This window comes from Pseudomonas iridis, from assembly GCF_017980685.1.
GTDB lineage: Bacteria > Pseudomonadota > Gammaproteobacteria > Pseudomonadales > Pseudomonadaceae > Aquipseudomonas > Aquipseudomonas iridis.
This window is the reverse complement of sequence record NZ_JACXXO010000008.1, coordinates 234,663-254,604: the sequence shown is the minus strand read 5'-3', so window position 1 is coordinate 254,604 and position 19,942 is coordinate 234,663. Positions and strand designations below refer to the sequence as shown.

Sequence of the window (19,942 nt, the reverse complement as noted above, 5' to 3'; positions counted from 1 at the left end):
CCGTATGGAAGGTTGGGGGTAGGGATCGCCCTACAAGGATGGCGCGCATTGGCAAGCGAGCGACGAGCGACAAGCTGCGAGCCGCAGGAACCAGCAAAAGCGGCTGTCGCTAACAGATATGCCCACACACCCCCCCTGGTAGGAGCTGCCGGAGGCTGCGATCTTTTGATCTTGTTTTTTAAGATCAAGATCGAAAGATCGCAGCCTTCGGCAGCTCCTACAGGGGATCGCGTTCAGGTCAGAGAAGTTTGTGTTCCATCGCGTACTTCACCAGTTCCGCCAGTGAAGTGATATTGAGCTTCTGCATCAGCCGCGCCTTGTGGGTGCTGATGGTTTTACTGCTCAGGGCCAGTTGCTGGGCGATGTCGTTGACGTTGGCGCCCTGGGCCAGGCGCTCGAACACCGAGAACTCGCGTTCGGACAACAGCGAATGCAACGGCCGCGAATCAGTCAGACCGACTTCGAAGACCATGCGGTCGGCCAGATCCGGATCGATATAGCGCCCGCCCGCCGCAACTTTACGAATGGCAGTGAGCAGCAGCGCCGGATCACTGTCCTTGGTCGCGTAACCCGCGGCGCCGATCTTTAGCGCACGAGCGGCCATTTGCGCTTCGTCGTGCATCGACAGCACCAGAATCGCTGGCGGATTATTCAGCGCGCGGATTCGCGGTATCGCTTCCAGTCCGTTGACCCCGGGCATGGAGATGTCGAGCAAGACCACTTCGCACGGCACATGGCGCAGGGTCTCGAGCAATTGTTCGCCATTGCTCGCCTCCCCCACCACCAGCAGATCCTTGGCCAGGCCGATCAATTGCTTGATGCCTTCGCGCACGATGGTGTGGTCTTCGGCTACCAGTACTCGGATCACGTTCTTCTCCACTTCAAAATTCGCGAGCAGGCTCGCTCCCTCAGGGAAATGCATTCCAACGTAGGAGCGAGCCTGCTCGCGAAGAGGCCAGCATCAACACCACTCAACCGTCAGGCTTCATCCACCGGCACCCACACCATCAGACTGGTGCCCTCCCCCGGCTCACTTTCAAGCGCAAACCGCCCGCCCATGATCAGCACCCGCTCACGTATGCCTACCAAACCAAACGAAGTCGGCCGGCCAGCAGCGGCGACAAATCCTACGCCATCATCGCTGACTGTCAGACACAATTCGTCGCCTGCCAGTACCAGCGTGAGTTCCACAGTATGCGCCTGGGCATGACGCATCACATTGGTCAGCGCCTCTTGCAGAATCCGGAACAAGCCAATCGCCTTGGCATCACTGAGCGGTGGCAGATTGTCCGGTACCTGCACCAGACACGGAATCTGCGTCCGCGCTTCGAATCTTCGCGCCTGCCACTCGATTGCCGAGGCAATCCCGGCATCGAGAATCGGCGGCCGCAACGCGGTCGCCACATCGCGCACCAGCTGAAACAACTGGGCGATCAGGCGTTTCATGCTGTTCAGCCGCTCGTGCAGACCGGGATCGAGTTGCGCGTAGGCCAATTCGCACATCGATGTCTCCAGTTTCAGCACCGTGAGCATTTGCCCCAACTCGTCGTGTACCTCGCGGGCGATCCGCGCCTTCTCTTCCTCGCGCACGCTTTCGAGGTGCGCCGACAGTTCGCGCAGTTGCTCGCGCGATGACGCCAGTTCCAGCTCGATGCGCTTGCTCTCGGTGATGTCCCAGACAATGCCATCCCAGACATAAGCGCCATCTTCAAGCTGTCGGGTGATCGCCTTGATTTCGGCCCAACGCTGCACCCCTTGGCGCGTGAGGATTCGTCCCTGCCACGACCAGTCGCTATCGGTGTCCAGCGCCTGATCCTGGGTCTGGTGATAACTGGCCTTGTCGTCCGGATGCACCAGGCTGCGCAGGCCCATGTCGCGGTGAGCGATGGCCGCCGGGGCATAACCGACCAGACTTTCGCTGCCCTCGGATATATAGGCAAAGTCGATTTGCCCGGTGACAGGCGCCCGCTCCAGACGGAACACCAGCCCCGGCACGTTGGCGGCGATGCCTTGCAGTCGCGCCTCGCTTTCCTGCAACGCCGCCAGTGCACGACGACGGTCGGTGACGTCGGTGAGGTAAACCACCAGATATTCGCTGTCACGAAAGCGCAAGAAACTCAGCGACACGTCCGCCGGCAAAACACTGCCATCCGCGCGCACGCAACTGGTTTCGAAACTCTGCGGCCCTTCTTCACTGGCCCGCGCGCGCTTCCACAGGTTGAGCCAACGGTCCATGTGCAGGCCCGGTTCGAAGTCGATCAACGGCCGTTCGATCAGCCCACCCGAGGGGTAACCGAGCATGTTTTCTGCCGCCCGATTGGCGTACCGCACGTGGCTGTCCCAGTTGACCCAAAGAATGCCGACGGTGCTTTGATCGATGGAAAACTGCGTCAGCCGCAAGGCTTCTTCGCTGGCTGCGCGCAGGGCAATGTCTTCCCGTGCGGCGAGCAGACGCTGTTCGAGACTGCGCTGCTGACGCCGCTGCCAGAACACAATCGCCATGCAACTGAGCAACATGACGGCGAACAACAGACTGAGGTTCTGCCAGAACCCAGGCGACTCCGACAACCTCGGATACTTGGGTTGCAGCCATTGATTGTGCAGGCGTTCCAGATCCTTGGCCGGGATCGCCCGCAATGCGCTCTGGACGATACCGGCCAGCTCCGGCCAATCGCGCCGCGAAGCCACGCGCAGCAGTTGCGGCAGACCGATGTCGCCCACCACCACCAGTTCGGCGAACTCCGGTTCCACTGACAGCCGACCGAGCTGCGCTTCATCGACCACCGCGTAAGAGGCCTGCTGACTCAGCAACAGCTGCAACGCCTGACGCTCCAGCGGCACGCCTTGCAGGTTCAGATGTGGATAGTTGCCGCGCAAATAGTCGGCAGTAGTACTCGGCATGCGCACGGCGACGCGGGTCTGGCCGTCGAGCTTTTCAAGATCCACCCCGCCGCTGGCCTTCTGATCGCTGACCACCAGTTGCGGCACGCGCATGTACGGATCGGAAAACTGCCACAGGCGCAGCGCACTGGGTGTCTGGGTCAGCCCTGGGGCGATATCGACTTCGCCATCGCGCACCGCCGCTTCCAATTGCGCCAGATCCTGAAAATTGCGCCAGCTCAGCTCAACATTGAGTGCCTGGGCGAGCAACTTCATCAGTTCGACATTGGCCCCGGACAACCGCTGCAAGCGTCGGTCGTATTGCGCGTACGGTGCCTGCAACACCAGGCCGACGCGCAATTCGTTGTGCTGCGCGAGCCATTGCTGCTCACTCGCCGACAATTGCGCAACGTGCGCCGGTGGCGCAGGCGCCGCCCAGCCCATCAAGGGAAACCACAAACAGCCGATAACCCACAGGCAGTGAAAACGCTTCATTGAAGTCTCTTGAACTGACAAATTCTGACCAACCCATTAGGCTGCCGGGATACTTTCTGGCCTGGAATAACCGATGCCCTCTGTTTACCGCCTGGCAATGCCAGCATTGTGCCTGTCGCTGATCCTGCCTTGTGCGTTTTCCGTCAACGCCGCCGATCCGGCCCCGGCCGCCGCAGCGGAAAAACCCGCTGAAGAAAAACCGGCCGAACGTCAGCCACTGCTTGAGCGTAGTCAGGAAGAAGCCGCAGCACTTGAACGTAAAGTGCCGGCGCAAGAACAGCAACAGTTGCAGGCGGCCAGCGAGACCTTCCTGGCCCTGTGGAAACCGGCCAACACCGCCGATCCCAAAGGCGCAGTGATTATCGTCCCGGGCGCCGGCGAGACCGCTGACTGGCCTCAGGCAATCGGTCCTTTGCGGCAGAAGTTGCCGAACGCCGAGTGGAGCAGCCTGAGTATTACCCTGCCCGATCTGCAAAGCGATGCGTTCGCGCCGCGCGTAGTCGAAGCCGCAGCGGCGCCGAAAGCGCCGGAAACTGGCAGTAAGGATGCCACCACGGCGCAACCCATCGAACAGGCCGCAGGCGGTGAGGCGGAAGTTGCCGATCAAGTGGTGGCCGAGACGACTGAAGAACAGTCCAAAGCCGATGCCGAACGGATCTTCGCGCGGATCGACGCAGCCATTGCCTACGCCGAACAGCAGAGCGCGCGACGCATTGTTGTGCTCGGCCACGGCACCGGCGCCTATTGGGCAGCGCGTTACCTGAGCGAGCGGCAGACAGCGCAGGTGGAGAAATTCGTCATGGTCGACGCACAGGCACCGGCCAAGGCCAAACCGCCACTGGCGGAACTGACGCCTACGCTGAAGCTGCCGACGGCGGATATCTTCTATATGGATAAACCGCTGGATCGCCATGCGGCGTTGGAGCGTATGCAAGCGAGCAAGCGTTTGAAGACGCCGGCGTTCAGCCAGGTGGCGCTCAGGGCATTGCCGGATAACAAGGCCGAGCAGGAACAGTTGTTCCGTCGGGTGCGCGGCTGGTTGAATCCGCAAAATCCGGACTGACCAAAGCAAAAGCAAAAGATCGTCCGAAGGCTCAGGCCGCGATCGGACGATCTTTTGACCTTAAAAATGCCTAACGAAAATCCCGCCGCTCACGAATCAACGTATAGGCACTGTGCAGTTCCCGAGTCCTATCGGTCGCCTCACGCACCTGCGCAGGGGTCGCGCCGCTGCCAGCGATCTTGTCCGGATGATGACGACTGAGCAGTCGTCGATAAGCCCGTTTGATCTGCGCCGGCTCGCTGCTCGCCGAGACGCCGAGCAAACGCATCGCTTGCTGATAAGTCACCGCTGCACTGACGATGGGCCGTTTACCCGGTTCGTAATCGCTGGCCAGCGCTTGCACCTGCTGAGGCGTCCAGCCCAGCCACTTGCCCCACTGCGCCAACAACTCGCGCTCACTGACGCCGGCCCGGCCGTCAGCCCAGACCATGCGCCAACAGGCACGCAACACCCCTTCGGTAGCATGGGGTTGCGCACTCAGACGCCGCAGATACCCGCGCAAATTATCGCCACCCGACTTACCGCGATTGAACGCAGCAATCGCCCGACGCATTGCCGGCTCGCTCATTTCCAGCGCGCGCATCTCGTTACGTGCCTGCTGGATATGCCCGTCCCTGACTTGCCCGTCGCTCTTGGCCAGACGTCCGAGCAACACAAACAGCAGTTCGTCGTTGCGCAACATCGGCCGGCCGCCGAGCTTTTCCCTTAAATGCCCCCAGCTCTGCAAGTGCAGACGCCGATCCAGCGCCTGCCCCAACAACGCCCCAAGCATGGCCCCCGGAATGCTGGCGATTGCAAAACCCGCCCCGGCTCCAATCAGAGTCCCTGGCCACAACATATCAGCGACTCGCTTCTATCAAGGTTTCAGCTTCGGCCAGACGCTCATGCGTACCGACATCCACCCAATGACCTTTCAGGCGCTCGCCCGTCACCTCACCGTCCGCCATGGCTTTGCGCAGGAGCGGCGCAAGTTTGAAAGCCCCGCCCGCGCAGCCATCGAACAACTGCGGATGCAGCACGGCGATGCCGCTGTAGGTCAGCGTCGCCGCGTTCGTTTGGCCGTCGATGACCTGCCCTTCCACCAACGAAAAATCGCCGGCCGGGTGATGCGCCGGGTTATCCGCCAGCACCAGATGCGCCAGACCGTTGAACGGTTGATGCAGCACGCTGAAGTCGTAATCGGTCCAGATATCACCGTTGACCACCAGAAACGCATCGTCGCCAAGCAACGGCAGCGCGCGGAAAATTCCGCCGCCGGTCTCCAGCGGCTCACCTTCCGGCGAGTACTGGATGCTCAAGCCAAACTGCGAACCGTCGCCCAGATAATCCTCGATCTGCTGACCGAGCCAGGCGTGATTGATCACGATTTCGTTGAAGCCGGCCGCCGCGAGGGCGCGCAGGTGGTATTCGATCAGCGGAACGCCGCCGGCACGCACCAGCGGTTTCGGAGTGGTCAGGGTCAGCGGGCGCATGCGCTCGCCTTTGCCTGCCGCCAGAATCATGGCCTTCATGCCGTCGCTCCGCCACGCAGGCTGGTAAACAGCGCTTGCAGTTCTGCCAGTTCGGGACGCCGAGCGATCACTGCTTCTATATAGGAGAAGAAACGCGGCACATCGGCGAGGTAGCGTGGCTTGCCATCGCGATGGCAAATCCGCGCGAAGATGCCGATGACTTTCAGGTGGCGCTGTACGCCCATGAGGTCGCTGGCGCGCAAGAAGTCTTCGAAGTCCGGCTGCACCGGTATGTTCAGTGCCGAAGCTTGCTGCCAGTAGCTTTCCAGCCAGCCGCGTACGCGCTCTTCAGGCCAGCTGAGGAAGGCGTCCTTGAACAGGCAGGTCACGTCGTAGGTGACCGGGCCATAGACCGCGTCCTGAAAATCCAGCACACCGGGGTTCGGCTCGCTGAGCATCAGGTTGCGCGGCATGTAGTCGCGGTGCACCAGCACTTTGGGCTGCGCCAGCGCACTGTCGATCAACAAGTCGCTGATGCGCTGCCACTGCTGCTGTTGGGTCGAATCGAGTTCGACGCCCAGTTCACGCTTCACGTACCACTCGGGGAACAGTTCCAGCTCCCGGCGCAGCAATGCAACGTCGTAACTCGGCAGCGGCGCGACCATCGGCAACTGCTGAAAAGCCAGCAGCGCTTGCAAGGCATCGCTGAACAATGCGTCGGCATTTTCGCTGTCGATCACGTCCAGATAGGTCTTGTTGCCCAGGTCATTGAGCAAAAGAAATCCACGTTCGAGGTCTTCGGCATAAATTTTTGGCACATTTATTCCGGATTTCGCCAGCAAAAATGCGATATCCACGAACGGTTTGCAGTTTTCCTGGGGGGGCGGCGCGTCCATCACGACGAAACTGCGACCCTCGCCTTCCCAACGGAAGTAACGGCGGAAACTCGCGTCGCTACTGGCCGCGGTCAACGTGGCCGGGGGCACGGCGCCCCAGCCCTGATCTGCAAACAGGATTGCCAACTGCTCATCGAGCCAAACTTTCAGGTGTTGCAAGCGTACATCTTGGTCAGGCATTGCAAGGGTCTCCGACGGCGCTAGCCGTCAAGCGGGTCATGCTTTATTATCCAGCATCTTTTTCAGACCATCGAGAGGCGTGCGGCCCACCACCGCGGGCAGATGGCACGCAGGAAGCCCGGACTAATAAGATGGCATTGAAATCCCCCGCGTTTCGTAAAAAATTTCCATTGTTGGTAACCGGCAGTCTGCTGGCTATGCAACCTCTGGCCAGTCAATTCGTTGTTGCCGCCGAGCAGTATGACTGCTCCGTATCGGCTACGGGTGGTTGGGACTGTGCGCCCAAGACGTCGGCGGCTGCATTGCCACCACGTCCAGTGCATGACGGCAGTGCCGTCAGCACCACCGGCGATGCCCCGAGCGATAAAGGTTCGGTTGCCGACAATGGCGCCAAGCCAACGCTGGTCACCGAAGCCAAAGGCCGTGGGTTGAAATCCCGTAGTGAGGACTTCAGTCACCTCGACTGGGTTCCGCGCGAGAAGCTCACCGCCGCCCAACTGGCCGAAACCGGCCCGTACTGCTCCGGTGCCTACATCGAACCCACTCGTCCTGGCATGAATGACAAGACGAGCAAAAGCGATGCTCCGACCTTTATCGGCGCAAAAGCTTCGCGCTATAACACCGATGATCAAGTTGGTACGCTGGCCGGCGATGTCGTCCTGCGTCAGGGCAGCATGCAGGTCGAGTCCGAAGAGGCCAGCCTGTATCAGGCCGAGAGCCGCGCCGAACTCAATGGCGATGTGCGTATCCGTGACAACGGCGCACTGATCGTCGGCGACCATGCCGACGTGCAGCTCGATACCGGTGAAGCCAAGGTCGACAACGCCGAATACGTGATGCACAAATCGCGCATTCGCGGTAGCGCCCTGTACGCCAAGCGTGCAGAGAACGCGATCATCCGCTTGAAGGACGGCACGTACACCACGTGCGAACCGAACAGCAACGCCTGGCAGCTCAAGGGCAACAACATCACCTTGAACCCGGCCACCGGCTTCGGCACCGCGACCAACGTGACGCTGCGCGTAAAAGACATTCCGATTCTGTACACGCCGTACATCTACTTCCCGATCGATGATCGTCGCCAGTCGGGCTTCCTGCCGCCGACCATTGGCACCAGCACCGATACCGGCTTCACACTGGTGACTCCGTACTACTTCAACCTGGCGCCGAACTACGACGCCACGTTGTACCCGCGTTACATGAGCAAGCGTGGCATGTTGGTGGAAGGCGAGTTCCGTTACCTGACCAAGTCGAGTGAAGGCCAGTTCGGCGCTGCGTACCTGAATGATGACGACACCGAGCGCAGCAAGCAGACCGATTACGAAAAAACCCGCTACATGTACAACTGGCAGCACAAGGGCGGTCTCGACTCCCGCGTGCTCACCCAGGTGGATTACACCAAGATCAGCGATCCGTATTACTTCCAGGATCTGGAAACCGATCAGATTGGTGTGAAGTCCAGCGACTACGTGAACCAGCAGGGATCGGTTACCTATCGTGGTGACAGCTATACAGCGCGTTTGAACGCCCAGCAGTACCAACTGGCTACCGTTTCGAACATCACGCCGTATGGCCGTTTGCCGCAGATCACCTTCAATGGTCAGCTGCCGTATCACCCGGAAGGTTTGAATTTCGATTACGAGACCGAGATTGTGCGGTTTGATCGTGATTTGAAAACTGGATTATTTACTCGGGAAGACGGTGTTACGACAGAACCGCGCTTGGATACCAATATTTTTGGGGTGGCCCGTGCCAACGGGGACCGTCTGAATCTTAAGCCAGGTGTCAGCCTGCCGATGAATTGGACCTATGGTTTCCTGAAGCCATCGCTCAAGTATCAGTACACCCAGTACCAGCTTGATCTGGATGGTAAGGGCAAGAGCGACATCGCCGGGCAAACCGCGGAGCAGAACAAGCTCAACGGTACTTTCGACAGCAACCAGAATCGTGGCGTCCCGATTGCCAGCATCGACAGCGGCCTGTACTTCGACCGCAACACGTCGTTCTTTGGCAAGAACTACAACCAGACCCTGGAACCACGTCTGTTCTACCTCTATGTACCTGAGGTCGACCAGGAAGACATTCCGGTGTTCGACACCAGCGAAAACACTTTCAGTTACAGCTCGCTGTTCCGTGAAAACCGCTTCTCCGGCTCCGACCGTGTCGGCGACGAGAACAAACTGTCGCTGGGCGTAACCAGTCGCTGGATCGAAGACGACGGCTTCGAGCGTCAACGCATCAGCGTTGGCCAGGCGTTGTATTTCAAGGACCGCAAGGTTCAACTGCCGGGCATCGCATTTAACGATCGCGACGACGCGAAATCCAATGTATCGCCGTATGCGCTGGAATACGAATATCGCTGGAACCGCGACTGGCGCACCACGGCCGACTACAACTGGGATCCGGACAGCCGCAGCCCGCGTTCGGGCAGCGCGATGTTCCACTACCAGCCTGAAGATAACCCGAACAAGGTCATCAACGTCGGCTATCGCTATCGCAATGACCAGGTCCGTTACGACCAGAACACCGGTAAATGGTCGGTGGGTGGTGGCGACTACGGCACCCCAGGCACACCTGGCTACGTGAAGGACTACTACAAAATCCAGCAGCATGACTTCTCGGTCATCTGGCCGATCGTTCCACAGTGGAATGCGATCAGCCGCTGGCAGTACGACTACAACCGTAACCGTACTCTGGAAGCCTTCGGTGGTTTCGAGTACGACAACTGCTGCTGGAAATTGCGCCTGATCAACCGTTACTGGGTTTCCTACGACGAATTCAGTCAGGAAGCTCCGCAAAACGAAAAAGGCGACCATGGCGTCTTCCTCCAAATTGTTCTGAAGGGACTCGGCGGCCTCACTGGCGCCAAAGTAGAGAGCTTCCTCGACAAAGGCATCCAAGGTTATCGTGAACGTGAAGACCAAGCTTTCTGATTGTCTGCGCCCGCTGATGCTGGGCGCGCTGTTCCTGGGTACTGCGGCCAACGCCGCAGTACAGTCCATCGATAAAGTGGTTGCGATCGTCGACAACGACGTGGTCATGCAGAGCCAACTGGACCAACGCGTCCACGAAGTTCAGCAGACCATCGCCAAGCGTGGTGGCGGCTCGCCGCCGCCGGGCGTTCTGGATCAGCAGGTGCTCGAGCGCCTGATCGTCGAAAACCTGCAACTGCAGATTGGCGAACGTTCCGGCATTCGCATCACCGACGAAGAACTGAACCAGGCGGTTGGTACCATCGCCCAGCGCAACAACATGAGCGTGGATCAGTTCCGCGCTGCTCTGGCTCGCGACGGCTTGTCTTATGACGACGCCCGTGACCAGATCCGCCGCGAGATGATCATCAGCCGTGTGCGTCAGCGCCGTGTAGCCGAACGCATTCAGGTGTCGGAGCAGGAAGTGAAGAACTTCCTCGCCTCCGACCTGGGCAAGATGCAACTGTCCGAAGAACTGCACCTGGCCAACATCCTGATTCCGACCCCGGAAAGCGCCAACTCTGAAGCGATTCAGAACGCTGCGCGTCAGGCCATGGAGGTTTACCAGCAGCTCAAGCAAGGCGCTGACTTCGGTCAGATGGCCGTGGCCAAGTCTGCCAGCGACAACGCACTGGAAGGCGGCGACATGGGCTGGCGTAAAGCCGCGCAGTTGCCACCTCCGTTCGATCGCGAACTGAGCAGCATGGCCGTCGGCGACATCACTCAGCCTGCACGCACTCCGGGTGGTTTCATCATCCTGAAGCTGCTGGCCAAGCGTGGTGGCGAAAGCCAGATGCGCGATGAAGTGCATGTGCGCCACATTCTGGTCAAGCCAAGCCCGATCCGCGACGAAGCCAAGACCAAAGCACTGGTCCAGTCGTTGTATGAGCGCATCAGCGCCGGTGAAGATTTCGCTGAACTGGCGAAGAGCTACTCCGAAGACCCGGGATCCGCCCTCAACGGCGGCGACCTGAACTGGATCGACCCGAACGTACTGGTTCCGGAATTCCGTCAAGTGATGGCCAATACCCCACAAGGTCAGCTGTCCAAGCCATTCCAGACCCAATACGGCTGGCACGTTCTGGAAGTCCTTGGCCGTCGCGCCACCGACAGCACCGAACAGGCCCGCGAGCAGCAAGCAATGACCGTGCTGCGTAACCGCAAATACGACGAAGAGCTGCAAACCTGGCTGCGTCAGATCCGTGACGAAGCGTACGTAGAGATCAAACTCCCTGGTGCAGACCAGGCAGCGCAGTGAAACCCAAGCGTTTCGCGCTGACACCCGGCGAACCAGCCGGCATCGGTCCCGACCTGTGCCTGCTGCTCGCCTCGCAAGTCCAGCCACACCCCCTGATTGCCATCACCAGCCGCGACCTGCTCCTTGAGCGGGCCGCGCAGCTGGGGCTGGCCGTCAATCTGCTGGAAGTCGGGCCGAATCACTGGCCTGACGCTCCGGCACCGGCTAACAGTCTTTATGTCTGGGATACACCGCTCAGCGCACCTGTGGTCGCCGGACAACTGGACAAGGCCAATGCCCCTTTCGTCCTCGAGACCCTGACCCGCGCCGGCAACGGCTGCCTCAACGGCGACTTCGCCGGCATGATCACCGCGCCCGTCCACAAGGGCGTGATCAACGAGTCGGGTATCGCGTTTTCCGGACACACCGAATTTCTGGCTGACCTGACCCACACCTCCCAGGTAGTGATGATGCTTGCCACACGCGGCTTGCGCGTAGCACTGGTCACCACTCACCTGCCCCTGCGCGAGATTGCCGATGCAATAACGCCGGAGCGGCTGGAGCGGGTCACGCGGATTCTGCACGCCGACCTGCAGGAAAAATTCGGCATTGCCCAGCCTCGCATTCTGGTGTGCGGCCTCAACCCGCACGCCGGTGAAGGCGGACATCTGGGCCATGAAGAAATCGACATCATCGAACCTACATTAGAGCGCCTGCGCGGCGAGGGCATGGACCTTCGTGGCCCGCTGCCAGCCGACACTCTGTTTACCCCCAAATATCTGGAGCACTGCGATGCAGTGCTGGCGATGTACCACGACCAGGGCCTGCCCGTGCTGAAGTACAAAGGCTTCGGCGCCGCGGTCAACGTGACCCTGGGCCTGCCGATCATCCGTACTTCGGTTGACCACGGCACCGCCCTCGATCTGGCCGGCAGCGGCAAGATCGACACCGGCAGCCTGCAAGTCGCCCTGGAAACCGCCTACCAGATGGCCGAGACCCGTTTATGACCGAGCAATACCAACACAAGGCGCGCAAACGCTTTGGCCAGAACTTCCTGCACGATGCCGGCGTCATCGACCGCATTCTGCGCTCCATCAGCGCCAAGCCTACAGATCGCCTGCTGGAGATCGGCCCGGGCCAGGGCGCATTGACCGCCGGCCTGCTGAATTCCGGTGGGCAACTGGACGTGGTGGAACTGGACAAGGATCTGATCCCGATCCTCAACCAGCAGTTTGCCGGCAAGAGCAATTTCAACCTGCATCAAGGCGATGCGCTGAAGTTCGACTTCAATACGCTCAACGCCGAGCCGAACAGCCTGCGTGTGGTCGGCAACCTGCCGTACAACATCTCCACACCGCTGATTTTCCACCTGCTGAACAACGCCGGCATCATTCGCGACATGCACTTCATGCTGCAGAAGGAAGTGGTCGAGCGTCTGGCCGCAGGCCCTGGCGGTGGTGACTGGGGTCGTCTGTCGATCATGGTTCAGTACCACTGCCGCGTAGAACACCTGTTCAACGTCGGGCCGGGCGCGTTCAATCCGCCGCCGAAGGTCGATTCGGCCATCGTTCGTCTGGTGCCGCACGCAGTACTGCCGCACCCGGCCAAGGATCATCGTTTGCTGGAGCGCGTCGTGCGCGAAGCCTTCAACCAGCGCCGCAAGACTCTGCGTAACACGCTCAAGCAATTGATGAGCAATGCCGAGATCGAAGCCGCCGGTGTCGATGGCAGCCTGCGCCCGGAACAACTCGACCTGGCGGCCTTCGTGCGCCTGGCCGACAAGCTCAGCGAGCAAGTCCCTGAAGCTCCCGCCGCCGACTGACCGGCGATGAACGCTATCGGGCAGGACGCCACTCTGGTTTACTGCCCGATACTTGCCTAGACTGAATCCCATCAGCTACGCCCCGCGTTCCGCTTTGTTTAAGGCCTCTTGCATGTCCGATTCCCGTTACCAGGTCGATGTCAGCGTCGTTACCCACTATCTGGCAGACCAATCGCAACCCGAGCACGACCGCTTCGCCTTCGCCTACACCATCACCGTGCAAAACAACGGAGAGATCCCGGCGCGATTGATTTCGCGGCACTGGGTGATCACCGACGGTGACGGGCATAAAGAAGAAGTTCGCGGCGCAGGTGTGGTGGGCCAGCAACCGTTGATCGACGTCGGCAAAAGCCATACCTACAGCAGTGGCACGGTGATGACGACCAGGGTCGGCACCATGCAGGGCACCTACGAAATGGTCGCCGACGACGGCAAACATTTCGATGCCGTCATCAAACCCTTTCGCCTCGCCGTGCCCGGAGCCTTGCACTGATGGCAACGTACGCGGTCGGTGACCTGCAGGGCTGTCTCGAACCGCTCAAATGTCTGCTCAGGCAAGTGGCGTTCGATCCTGCGCATGATCGGCTCTGGCTGGTCGGCGATCTGGTCAACCGCGGCCCGCAATCACTGGAAACCCTGCGTTTTCTATATGGCATGCGCGACTCGCTGGTCTGCGTCCTCGGCAACCATGATCTGCACCTGCTCGCCGCGGCGAAAAACATCGAACGCCTTAAGAAGTCCGACACCCTGCGCGAGATTCTCGACGCCCCCGACTGTGACGAACTGCTTGAGTGGGTCCGCCAACAAAAACTCATGCACTACGACCAGACGCGTGACGTTGCCATGGTCCATGCCGGCATCCCGCCGCAATGGTCTGTGCGCCGCGCCCTGAAGTGTGCCAATGAAGTCGAAACGGCCCTGCGTGACGACAACCTGCTTCCCGCGTTCCTCGACGGCATGTACGGCAACGAGCCGGCAAAATGGGATAGCGACCTCAAAGGCGTCACCCGCCTGCGCGTGATCACCAACTATTTCACCCGCATGCGATTCTGCACGGCCGAGGGCAAACTCGATCTCAAGAGCAAGGAAGGTCTCGACACCGCCCCACCCGGTTACAAACCGTGGTTCCAACATAAAGAGCGCAAGACCAGAGGATCGCGGATCATCTTCGGACACTGGGCGGCACTGGAGGGCAATATCCATGAGCCAGGTATTTTCGCTCTGGACACAGGCTGCGTCTGGGGCGGCAGTCTGACCCTGATGAACGTCGACAGCGGCGAACGCCTTTCCTGCAAATGCGATGAACATGGCGGCGCGCTGTCCCCGCTCACACCACTTATCCCCGAAACTTCGCCAGTCAGCGCCCCGCGTTAGACTGCGCAATCAGCCGAGCAACAGGAACCCGCCATGAGCGAATTCAAACGCATCTCCCCGGAACAGGCCCAGGCCCTGCGCGAGCAAGGCGCGGTGATGGTCGATGTCCGTGACCCCGCTACTTTTGCCGCACTGCATATCAGCGGTTCGAAGCATCTGGACAACGTTTCCATCTCGGATTTCATCCGTGCCGCCGACCTTGATGCACCTACGGTAGTGGTCTGCTACCACGGCAACTCGAGCCAGAGCGCCGCCGCGTACCTGATCAGTCAGGGCTTCTCCGACGTCTACAGCATGGACGGCGGCTTCGAGCTGTGGCGTACGACTTACCCTTCGGAAACCGCGCAAGGCACCACCGAATAATTTTTTTGTCACGCGCAGGCCCCGGCTCCCGCGGGCCCGCGCGTGACAGACGAACGGTCTGCCACAACTAATTACGTATCTCGCCTTTACCTCCCGAATTCCCAACTATCCTTAAGCCCAGGCCATCCAAAACAGGGGAGAGCCGGTACACCGGCGCACGGGTCATCGGGAGTGACTTTCAAGGTTGTCGACCGCGAAAGTGTTCTGGGGGGTAAACAAGTGGCCACCACGGCTGCTTGCCAGCATCGACTGAGTGATCCGGCGTCGGCTCCACGTATCGAGCGAGGTGACGTCATGAGTATCTTTAGCCACTTCCAACAACGCTTCGAGTCCACACGCCAGGAAGAACTCTCGCTGCAAGAGTACCTGGAGCTGTGCAAGCAAGACCGTAGCGCCTACGTTTCCGCCGCCGAGCGTCTATTGCTGGCCATCGGCGAACCGGAACTGCTCGACACCTCGACCAACTCGAGGCTGTCACGCATCTTCTCCAACAAGGTGATTCGTCGTTATCCGGCCTTTGAAGACTTCCACGGGATGGAAGAATGCATCGACCAGATCGTGTCGTATTTCCGCCACGCCGCCCAAGGCCTGGAAGAGAAGAAACAGATCCTCTATCTGCTCGGCCCCGTCGGTGGCGGTAAATCGTCCCTGGCCGAGAAGCTGAAACAGCTGATCGAAAAAGTGCCCTTCTACGCGATCAAGGGCTCGCCGGTATTCGAGTCGCCGCTGGGTCTGTTCAACGCCACCGAAGATGGCGCGATCCTCGAGGAGGATTTCGGCATTCCCAAACGCTACCTCAACACCATCATGTCGCCTTGGGCGACCAAACGCCTGGCCGAATTCGGCGGCGACATCAGTCAGTTCCGCGTGGTCAAACTGTATCCGTCGATCCTCAACCAGATCGCCGTGGCCAAGACCGAACCGGGCGATGAAAACAACCAGGATATTTCGGCGCTGGTCGGTAAGGTCGACATCCGCAAACTCGAGGAATACCCACAGAACGACGCCGACGCCTACAGCTACTCCGGTGCGCTGTGCCGGGCCAACCAGGGCCTGATGGAATTCGTCGAAATGTTCAAGGCACCGATCAAGGTGCTGCACCCACTGCTGACTGCCACTCAGGAAGGCAACTACAACAGTACCGAAGGCTTGGGCGCGATTCCGTTCACCGGGATTCTGCTGGCCCACTCCAACGAATCGGAGTGGCACACCTTCCGCAACAACAAGAACAACGAAGCTTTCATCGACCGGATCTACATCGTCAAGGTGCCGTACTGCCTGCGCGTCAGCGATGAAGTAAAAATCTACGACAAACTGCTGTTCAACAGCTCCCTGGCCAAAGCGCATTGCGCGCCCGACACCTTGAAGATGCTGGCGCAGTTCACCGTGCTGTCGCGCCTCAAGGAGCCGGAAAACTCCAACATCTATTCGAAGATGCGCGTGTACGACGGCGAAAACCTCAAGGACACCGATCCAAAGGCCAAGTCGATTCAGGAATACCGCGACACGGCAGGCGTCGACGAGGGCATGAACGGTCTGTCGACCCGCTTCGCGTTCAAGATCTTGTCCAAGGTCTTCAACTTTGATCCGCATGAAATTGCCGCCAACCCAGTGCATCTGCTGTACGTGCTGGAACAGCAAATCGAGCAGGAACAGTTCCAGGCGGAGACCCGCGAGCGTTATCTGCGCTTCTTGAAGGAGTATCTGGCACCGCGCTACATCGAATTCATCGGCAAGGAGATTCAGACCGCTTACCTGGAGTCCTACAGCGAGTACGGCCAGAACATCTTCGACCGCTACGTGCTGTATGCAGATTTCTGGATTCAGGATCAGGAATACCGCGATCCAGAAACCGGCGAGATTCTCAACCGTGTCGCCCTCAACGAAGAACTGGAGAAAATCGAAAAACCTGCCGGCATCAGCAATCCGAAGGATTTCCGCAACGAGATCGTCAACTTCGTGTTGCGCGCCCGGGCCAACAACAACGGCAAGAACCCGACCTGGCTCAGCTACGAAAAACTGCGGGTGGTCATCGAGAAGAAAATGTTCTCGAACACCGAGGACCTGCTGCCAGTTATCAGCTTCAACGCCAAGGCCAGCAAAGAGGACCAGCAGAAACACAACGACTTCGTTACACGAATGGTCGAACGCGGCTACACCGACAAACAGGTACGGCTACTTTCCGAATGGTACCTACGGGTCCGCAAATCGCAATAAAGCAGCTGCAAGCCTCTAGCGACAAGCTGCAAGAGAACAGCAAAAACCGATCCCGAGAACGGGTTAGCTTTCACTTGCAGCTTGAAGCTTATGACTTGAAGCTCCCCGGAGGGGCCTATGAGCTATGTGATCGACCGACGCCTCAATGGCAAGAACAAGAGCACGGTGAACCGCCAGCGTTTCCTGCGGCGTTATCGTGACCACATCAAAAAGGCTGTCGAAGAGGCGGTCAGCCGTCGCTCCATTACCGACATGGAGCACGGTGAACAGATCAGCATTCCCGGTCGCGACATCGACGAGCCGGTGCTTCACCACGGTCGCGGCGGCAAGCAGACTGTGGTTCATCCCGGCAACAAGGAGTTCACGGCCGGTGAACACATCGCCCGACCTCCCGGAGGGGGCGGCGGACGCGGCCCGGGCAAGGCGGGTAATTCCGGCGAGGGCATGGACGAGTTCGTCTTCCAGATTACCCAGGAAGAATTCCTCGAATTCATGTTCGAAGACCTCGAACTGCCGAACCTGGTCAAACGCAACCTGACTGGCACCGACACCTTCAAGACCGTGCGCGCAGGGATCAGTAACGAAGGCAATCCCTCACGCATCAACATCATCCGCACCCTGCGTTCAGCTCACGCGCGGCGCATCGCCCTGTCCGGCAGCAGCCGGGCAAAACTGCGCGAAGCCAAAGCGGAACTGGAGCGGATCAAACGCGAAGAGCCGGACAACTTCGGCGATATTCAGACACTCGAAGCAGAAATTGAAAAGCTCAGCGCGCGCATCCATCGCGTGCCATTCCTTGATACTTTTGACCTCAAATACAACCTGCTGATCAAGCAACCCAACCCAAGCTCCAAGGCTGTCATGTTTTGCCTGATGGACGTTTCCGGGTCCATGACCCAGGCAACCAAGGACATCGCCAAGCGCTTCTTCATCCTTCTGTACCTGTTCCTGAAGCGCAACTACGACAAGATCGACGTCGTGTTCATCCGCCATCACACCAGCGCCCGAGAAGTGGACGAGGAGGAGTTTTTCTATTCCCGGGAAACTGGCGGCACCATCGTCTCCAGCGCCTTGAAACTGATGCAGGAGATCATGGCAGAGCGTTATCCGAGCAATGAATGGAACATCTACGCCGCGCAAGCTTCCGACGGTGACAACTGGAACGACGACTCTCCCATCTGCCGCGACATCCTGATCAATCAGATCATGCCGTTTGTGCAGTACTACACTTACGTGGAGATCACCCCACGCGAACACCAAGCCCTCTGGTACGAATACGAACGCATCGCCGAAGCCTTTTCCGATACGTTTGCCCAGCAGCAATTGGTCTCGGCCGGGGATATCTATCCGGTCTTCCGTGAACTCTTCCAGCGCAGGTTAGTGACATGACCGCCAAAGAGCAGAAACGCCAACCCATCTCCACCGGCTCCGAATGGACGTTCGAGCTTATCCAGACCTACGACCGCGAAATCGCCCGTATCGCGGCCGGCTATGCGCTGGATACCTACCCCAACCAGATTGAAGTGATTACCGCAGAGCAGATGATGGATGCGTATGCCTCGGTCGGAATGCCGCTGGGTTACCACCACTGGTCCTACGGCAAACACTTCCTCAGCACCGAAAAATCCTACAGTCGCGGGCAGATGGGGCTGGCGTACGAGATCGTGATCAACTCGGACCCGTGCATCGCCTATCTGATGGAGGAGAACACCATTTGCATGCAGGCCCTGGTCGTGGCCCATGCCTGCTACGGGCACAACAGCTTCTTCAAAGGCAATTACCTGTTCCGCACCTGGACCGACGCCAGTTCAATCATCGATTACCTGGTGTTCGCCAAGCAGTACATCATGCAATGCGAGGAACGCCATGGTATTGATGCCGTGGAAGACCTGCTCGATTCCTGCCATGCGCTGATGAACTACGGGGTTGATCGCTACAAACGCCCGTATCCGATTTCCGCCGAAGAGGAACGCCGTCGGCAGAAAGATCGCGAAGAACATATGCAGAAACAGATCAACGATCTGTGGCGCACCATTCCCAAAGGCGCGGACAAATACAGCGACAAGGACAACGCACGCTTCCCGGCCGAACCGCAGGAAAACATCCTCTACTTCATCGAGAAACACGCACCGTTGCTGGAGCCCTGGCAGCGGGAAATCGTGCGGATCGTGCGCAAGATCGCCCAGTACTTCTATCCACAACGCCAGACTCAGGTAATGAACGAGGGTTGGGCGACGTTCTGGCACTACACGCTGATGAACGACCTGTATGACGAAGGGCTGGTCACCGACGGTTTCATGATGGAGTTCCTGACGTCGCACACCAGCGTGGTGTTCCAGCCAGGTTTCGACAGCCCTTACTACAGCGGCATCAACCCTTATGCACTCGGCTTTGCCATGTACCGGGACATCCGGCGCATGTGCGAAGAGCCCACCGAGGAAGATCGCCACTGGTTCCCCGACATCGCCGGGACGGATTGGCTGTCTTCCATCAAATTCGCCATGAGCAGCTTCAAGGACGAAAGCTTCATCCTGCAGTACCTGTCACCGAAAGTGATCCGCGATCTGAAACTGTTCAGCATCCTTGATGATGACCAGAAAGATGACCTGTTGGTACCCGCCATCCATGACGAAACGGGCTATCGGACTATCCGCGAAACCCTCGCAGCGCAGTACAACCTCGGCAATCGTGAACCGAACGTGCAGATATACAGCATTGATCGTCGCGGCGATCGCTCGCTGACACTGCGGCATCAGCAACACGACCGCAAACCGCTGGGCGACTCCACCGAAGAGGTGCTCAAACATCTGCATCGCTTGTGGGGTTTCGACATTCATCTGGAAACGCTGCAAGGCGACCAGATCATGAAAACCCATCACGTTCCGCCACGCGGTGAACACAGCGAAGGGGATTACGGTCGGCTCGACCTCGCCGTCATTCACCTTTGATTCGGTTCTGGCCTCCGAAAGTTCGACGCAAGGGTTATCCTGTC

16 protein-coding genes are annotated in these 19,942 nt (G+C 59.2%); 11 read left to right on the top strand and 5 right to left on the bottom strand.

Features of this window, described 5'->3' with window-relative positions; translation table 11 throughout:
• Window positions 1–238: 238 nt before the first annotated feature.
• Entirely contained in the window at window positions 239–922 is a 684-nt protein-coding gene (locus IEQ42_RS15800; RefSeq protein ID WP_181818491.1) for a response regulator, read from the bottom strand.
• A gap of 56 nt (window positions 923–978) precedes the next feature.
• Entirely contained in the window at window positions 979–3,375 is a 2,397-nt protein-coding gene (locus IEQ42_RS15795) for a PAS domain-containing sensor histidine kinase (protein ID WP_210704125.1), read from the bottom strand.
• 73 nt (window positions 3,376–3,448) lie between these two features.
• Here IEQ42_RS15795 and IEQ42_RS15790 point away from each other — a divergent pair, with 73 nt between their 5' ends.
• Window positions 3,449–4,438 (top strand): alpha/beta hydrolase family protein, encoded by a 990-nt coding sequence (locus IEQ42_RS15790; protein ID WP_210704124.1) that lies wholly within the window; start codon window positions 3,449–3,451, stop codon window positions 4,436–4,438.
• Between the two features lie 70 nt (window positions 4,439–4,508).
• On the opposite strand, the gene IEQ42_RS15785 is transcribed toward IEQ42_RS15790, so the two are convergent.
• The 3 genes from IEQ42_RS15785 to IEQ42_RS15775 are packed head-to-tail and all read right to left on the bottom strand — an operon-like array spanning window position 4,509 to window position 6,965.
• Window positions 4,509–5,276, bottom strand: a complete 768-nt coding sequence (locus IEQ42_RS15785; RefSeq protein WP_042561379.1) for a TerB family tellurite resistance protein — start codon at window positions 5,274–5,276, stop codon at window positions 4,509–4,511.
• Window position 5,277: 1 nt separating this feature from the next.
• Window positions 5,278–5,949, bottom strand: a complete 672-nt coding sequence (gene murU / locus IEQ42_RS15780; RefSeq protein ID WP_210704123.1) for an N-acetylmuramate alpha-1-phosphate uridylyltransferase MurU — start codon at window positions 5,947–5,949, stop codon at window positions 5,278–5,280.
• Complete coding sequence (locus IEQ42_RS15775; RefSeq protein ID WP_042561381.1) at window positions 5,946–6,965, bottom strand: aminoglycoside phosphotransferase family protein; 1,020 nt, start codon at window positions 6,963–6,965, stop codon at window positions 5,946–5,948. Before IEQ42_RS15775 ends, murU begins: the two co-directional genes overlap by 4 nt.
• 131 nt (window positions 6,966–7,096) lie before the next feature.
• Here IEQ42_RS15775 and IEQ42_RS15770 point away from each other — a divergent pair, with 131 nt between their 5' ends.
• From IEQ42_RS15770 to IEQ42_RS15725, 10 genes are all read left to right on the top strand, one after another.
• Window positions 7,097–9,898, top strand: coding sequence for an LPS-assembly protein LptD (locus tag IEQ42_RS15770; protein ID WP_210704122.1), 2,802 nt, complete (start codon window positions 7,097–7,099; stop codon window positions 9,896–9,898).
• Window positions 9,879–11,195: a peptidylprolyl isomerase SurA gene (gene surA, locus IEQ42_RS15765; protein ID WP_147282620.1), complete on the top strand. Its 1,317-nt coding sequence runs from the start codon at window positions 9,879–9,881 to the stop codon at window positions 11,193–11,195. The genes IEQ42_RS15770 and surA overlap by 20 nt, the downstream gene beginning before the upstream one ends.
• On the top strand, window positions 11,192–12,181 hold the full coding sequence (gene pdxA, locus IEQ42_RS15760) for a 4-hydroxythreonine-4-phosphate dehydrogenase PdxA (protein ID WP_210704121.1): 990 nt from the start codon (window positions 11,192–11,194) through the stop codon (window positions 12,179–12,181). Before surA ends, pdxA begins: the two co-directional genes overlap by 4 nt.
• Window positions 12,178–12,996: a 16S rRNA (adenine(1518)-N(6)/adenine(1519)-N(6))-dimethyltransferase RsmA gene (gene rsmA / locus IEQ42_RS15755; RefSeq protein WP_115147186.1), complete on the top strand. Its 819-nt coding sequence runs from the start codon at window positions 12,178–12,180 to the stop codon at window positions 12,994–12,996. The genes pdxA and rsmA overlap by 4 nt, the downstream gene beginning before the upstream one ends.
• 112 nt (window positions 12,997–13,108) lie before the next feature.
• On the top strand, window positions 13,109–13,489 hold the full coding sequence (gene apaG / locus IEQ42_RS15750) for a Co2+/Mg2+ efflux protein ApaG (protein WP_042561385.1): 381 nt from the start codon (window positions 13,109–13,111) through the stop codon (window positions 13,487–13,489).
• The gene (locus IEQ42_RS15745; protein ID WP_210704120.1) at window positions 13,489–14,370 is read left to right on the top strand and encodes a symmetrical bis(5'-nucleosyl)-tetraphosphatase; all 882 of its coding nucleotides are present in this window, start codon (window positions 13,489–13,491) and stop codon (window positions 14,368–14,370) included. The genes apaG and IEQ42_RS15745 overlap by 1 nt, the downstream gene beginning before the upstream one ends.
• A 33-nt stretch (window positions 14,371–14,403) precedes the next feature.
• Complete coding sequence (gene glpE / locus IEQ42_RS15740; protein ID WP_042561387.1) at window positions 14,404–14,733, top strand: thiosulfate sulfurtransferase GlpE; 330 nt, start codon at window positions 14,404–14,406, stop codon at window positions 14,731–14,733.
• Between the two features lie 294 nt (window positions 14,734–15,027).
• Window positions 15,028–16,950 (top strand): PrkA family serine protein kinase, encoded by a 1,923-nt coding sequence (locus IEQ42_RS15735; protein ID WP_042561388.1) that lies wholly within the window; start codon window positions 15,028–15,030, stop codon window positions 16,948–16,950.
• Between the two features lie 117 nt (window positions 16,951–17,067).
• Window positions 17,068–18,339: a YeaH/YhbH family protein gene (locus IEQ42_RS15730; RefSeq protein WP_042561389.1), complete on the top strand. Its 1,272-nt coding sequence runs from the start codon at window positions 17,068–17,070 to the stop codon at window positions 18,337–18,339.
• Window positions 18,336–19,898, top strand: coding sequence for a SpoVR family protein (locus tag IEQ42_RS15725; RefSeq protein WP_042561390.1), 1,563 nt, complete (start codon window positions 18,336–18,338; stop codon window positions 19,896–19,898). The genes IEQ42_RS15730 and IEQ42_RS15725 overlap by 4 nt, the downstream gene beginning before the upstream one ends.
• Window positions 19,899–19,942 lie beyond the last annotated feature (44 nt).

What these genes read in the sequence shown, in the direction of transcription:
- IEQ42_RS15800 (WP_181818491.1), bottom strand. Translation starts at nt 922, where the DNA reads ATGCATTTCCCTGAGGGAGCGAGCCTGCTCGCGAATTTTGAAGTGGAG.
- IEQ42_RS15795 (WP_210704125.1), bottom strand. Translation starts at nt 3,375, where the DNA reads ATGAAGCGTTTTCACTGCCTGTGGGTTATCGGCTGTTTGTGGTTTCCC.
- IEQ42_RS15790 (WP_210704124.1), top strand. Translation starts at nt 3,449, where the DNA reads ATGCCCTCTGTTTACCGCCTGGCAATGCCAGCATTGTGCCTGTCGCTG.
- IEQ42_RS15785 (WP_042561379.1), bottom strand. Translation starts at nt 5,276, where the DNA reads ATGTTGTGGCCAGGGACTCTGATTGGAGCCGGGGCGGGTTTTGCAATC.
- murU (WP_210704123.1), bottom strand. Translation starts at nt 5,949, where the DNA reads ATGAAGGCCATGATTCTGGCGGCAGGCAAAGGCGAGCGCATGCGCCCG.
- IEQ42_RS15775 (WP_042561381.1), bottom strand. Translation starts at nt 6,965, where the DNA reads ATGCCTGACCAAGATGTACGCTTGCAACACCTGAAAGTTTGGCTCGAT.
- IEQ42_RS15770 (WP_210704122.1), top strand. Translation starts at nt 7,097, where the DNA reads ATGGCATTGAAATCCCCCGCGTTTCGTAAAAAATTTCCATTGTTGGTA.
- rsmA (WP_115147186.1), top strand. Translation starts at nt 12,178, where the DNA reads ATGACCGAGCAATACCAACACAAGGCGCGCAAACGCTTTGGCCAGAAC.
- apaG (WP_042561385.1), top strand. Translation starts at nt 13,109, where the DNA reads ATGTCCGATTCCCGTTACCAGGTCGATGTCAGCGTCGTTACCCACTAT.
- IEQ42_RS15745 (WP_210704120.1), top strand. Translation starts at nt 13,489, where the DNA reads ATGGCAACGTACGCGGTCGGTGACCTGCAGGGCTGTCTCGAACCGCTC.
- glpE (WP_042561387.1), top strand. Translation starts at nt 14,404, where the DNA reads ATGAGCGAATTCAAACGCATCTCCCCGGAACAGGCCCAGGCCCTGCGC.
- IEQ42_RS15735 (WP_042561388.1), top strand. Translation starts at nt 15,028, where the DNA reads ATGAGTATCTTTAGCCACTTCCAACAACGCTTCGAGTCCACACGCCAG.
- IEQ42_RS15730 (WP_042561389.1), top strand. Translation starts at nt 17,068, where the DNA reads ATGAGCTATGTGATCGACCGACGCCTCAATGGCAAGAACAAGAGCACG.
- IEQ42_RS15725 (WP_042561390.1), top strand. Translation starts at nt 18,336, where the DNA reads ATGACCGCCAAAGAGCAGAAACGCCAACCCATCTCCACCGGCTCCGAA.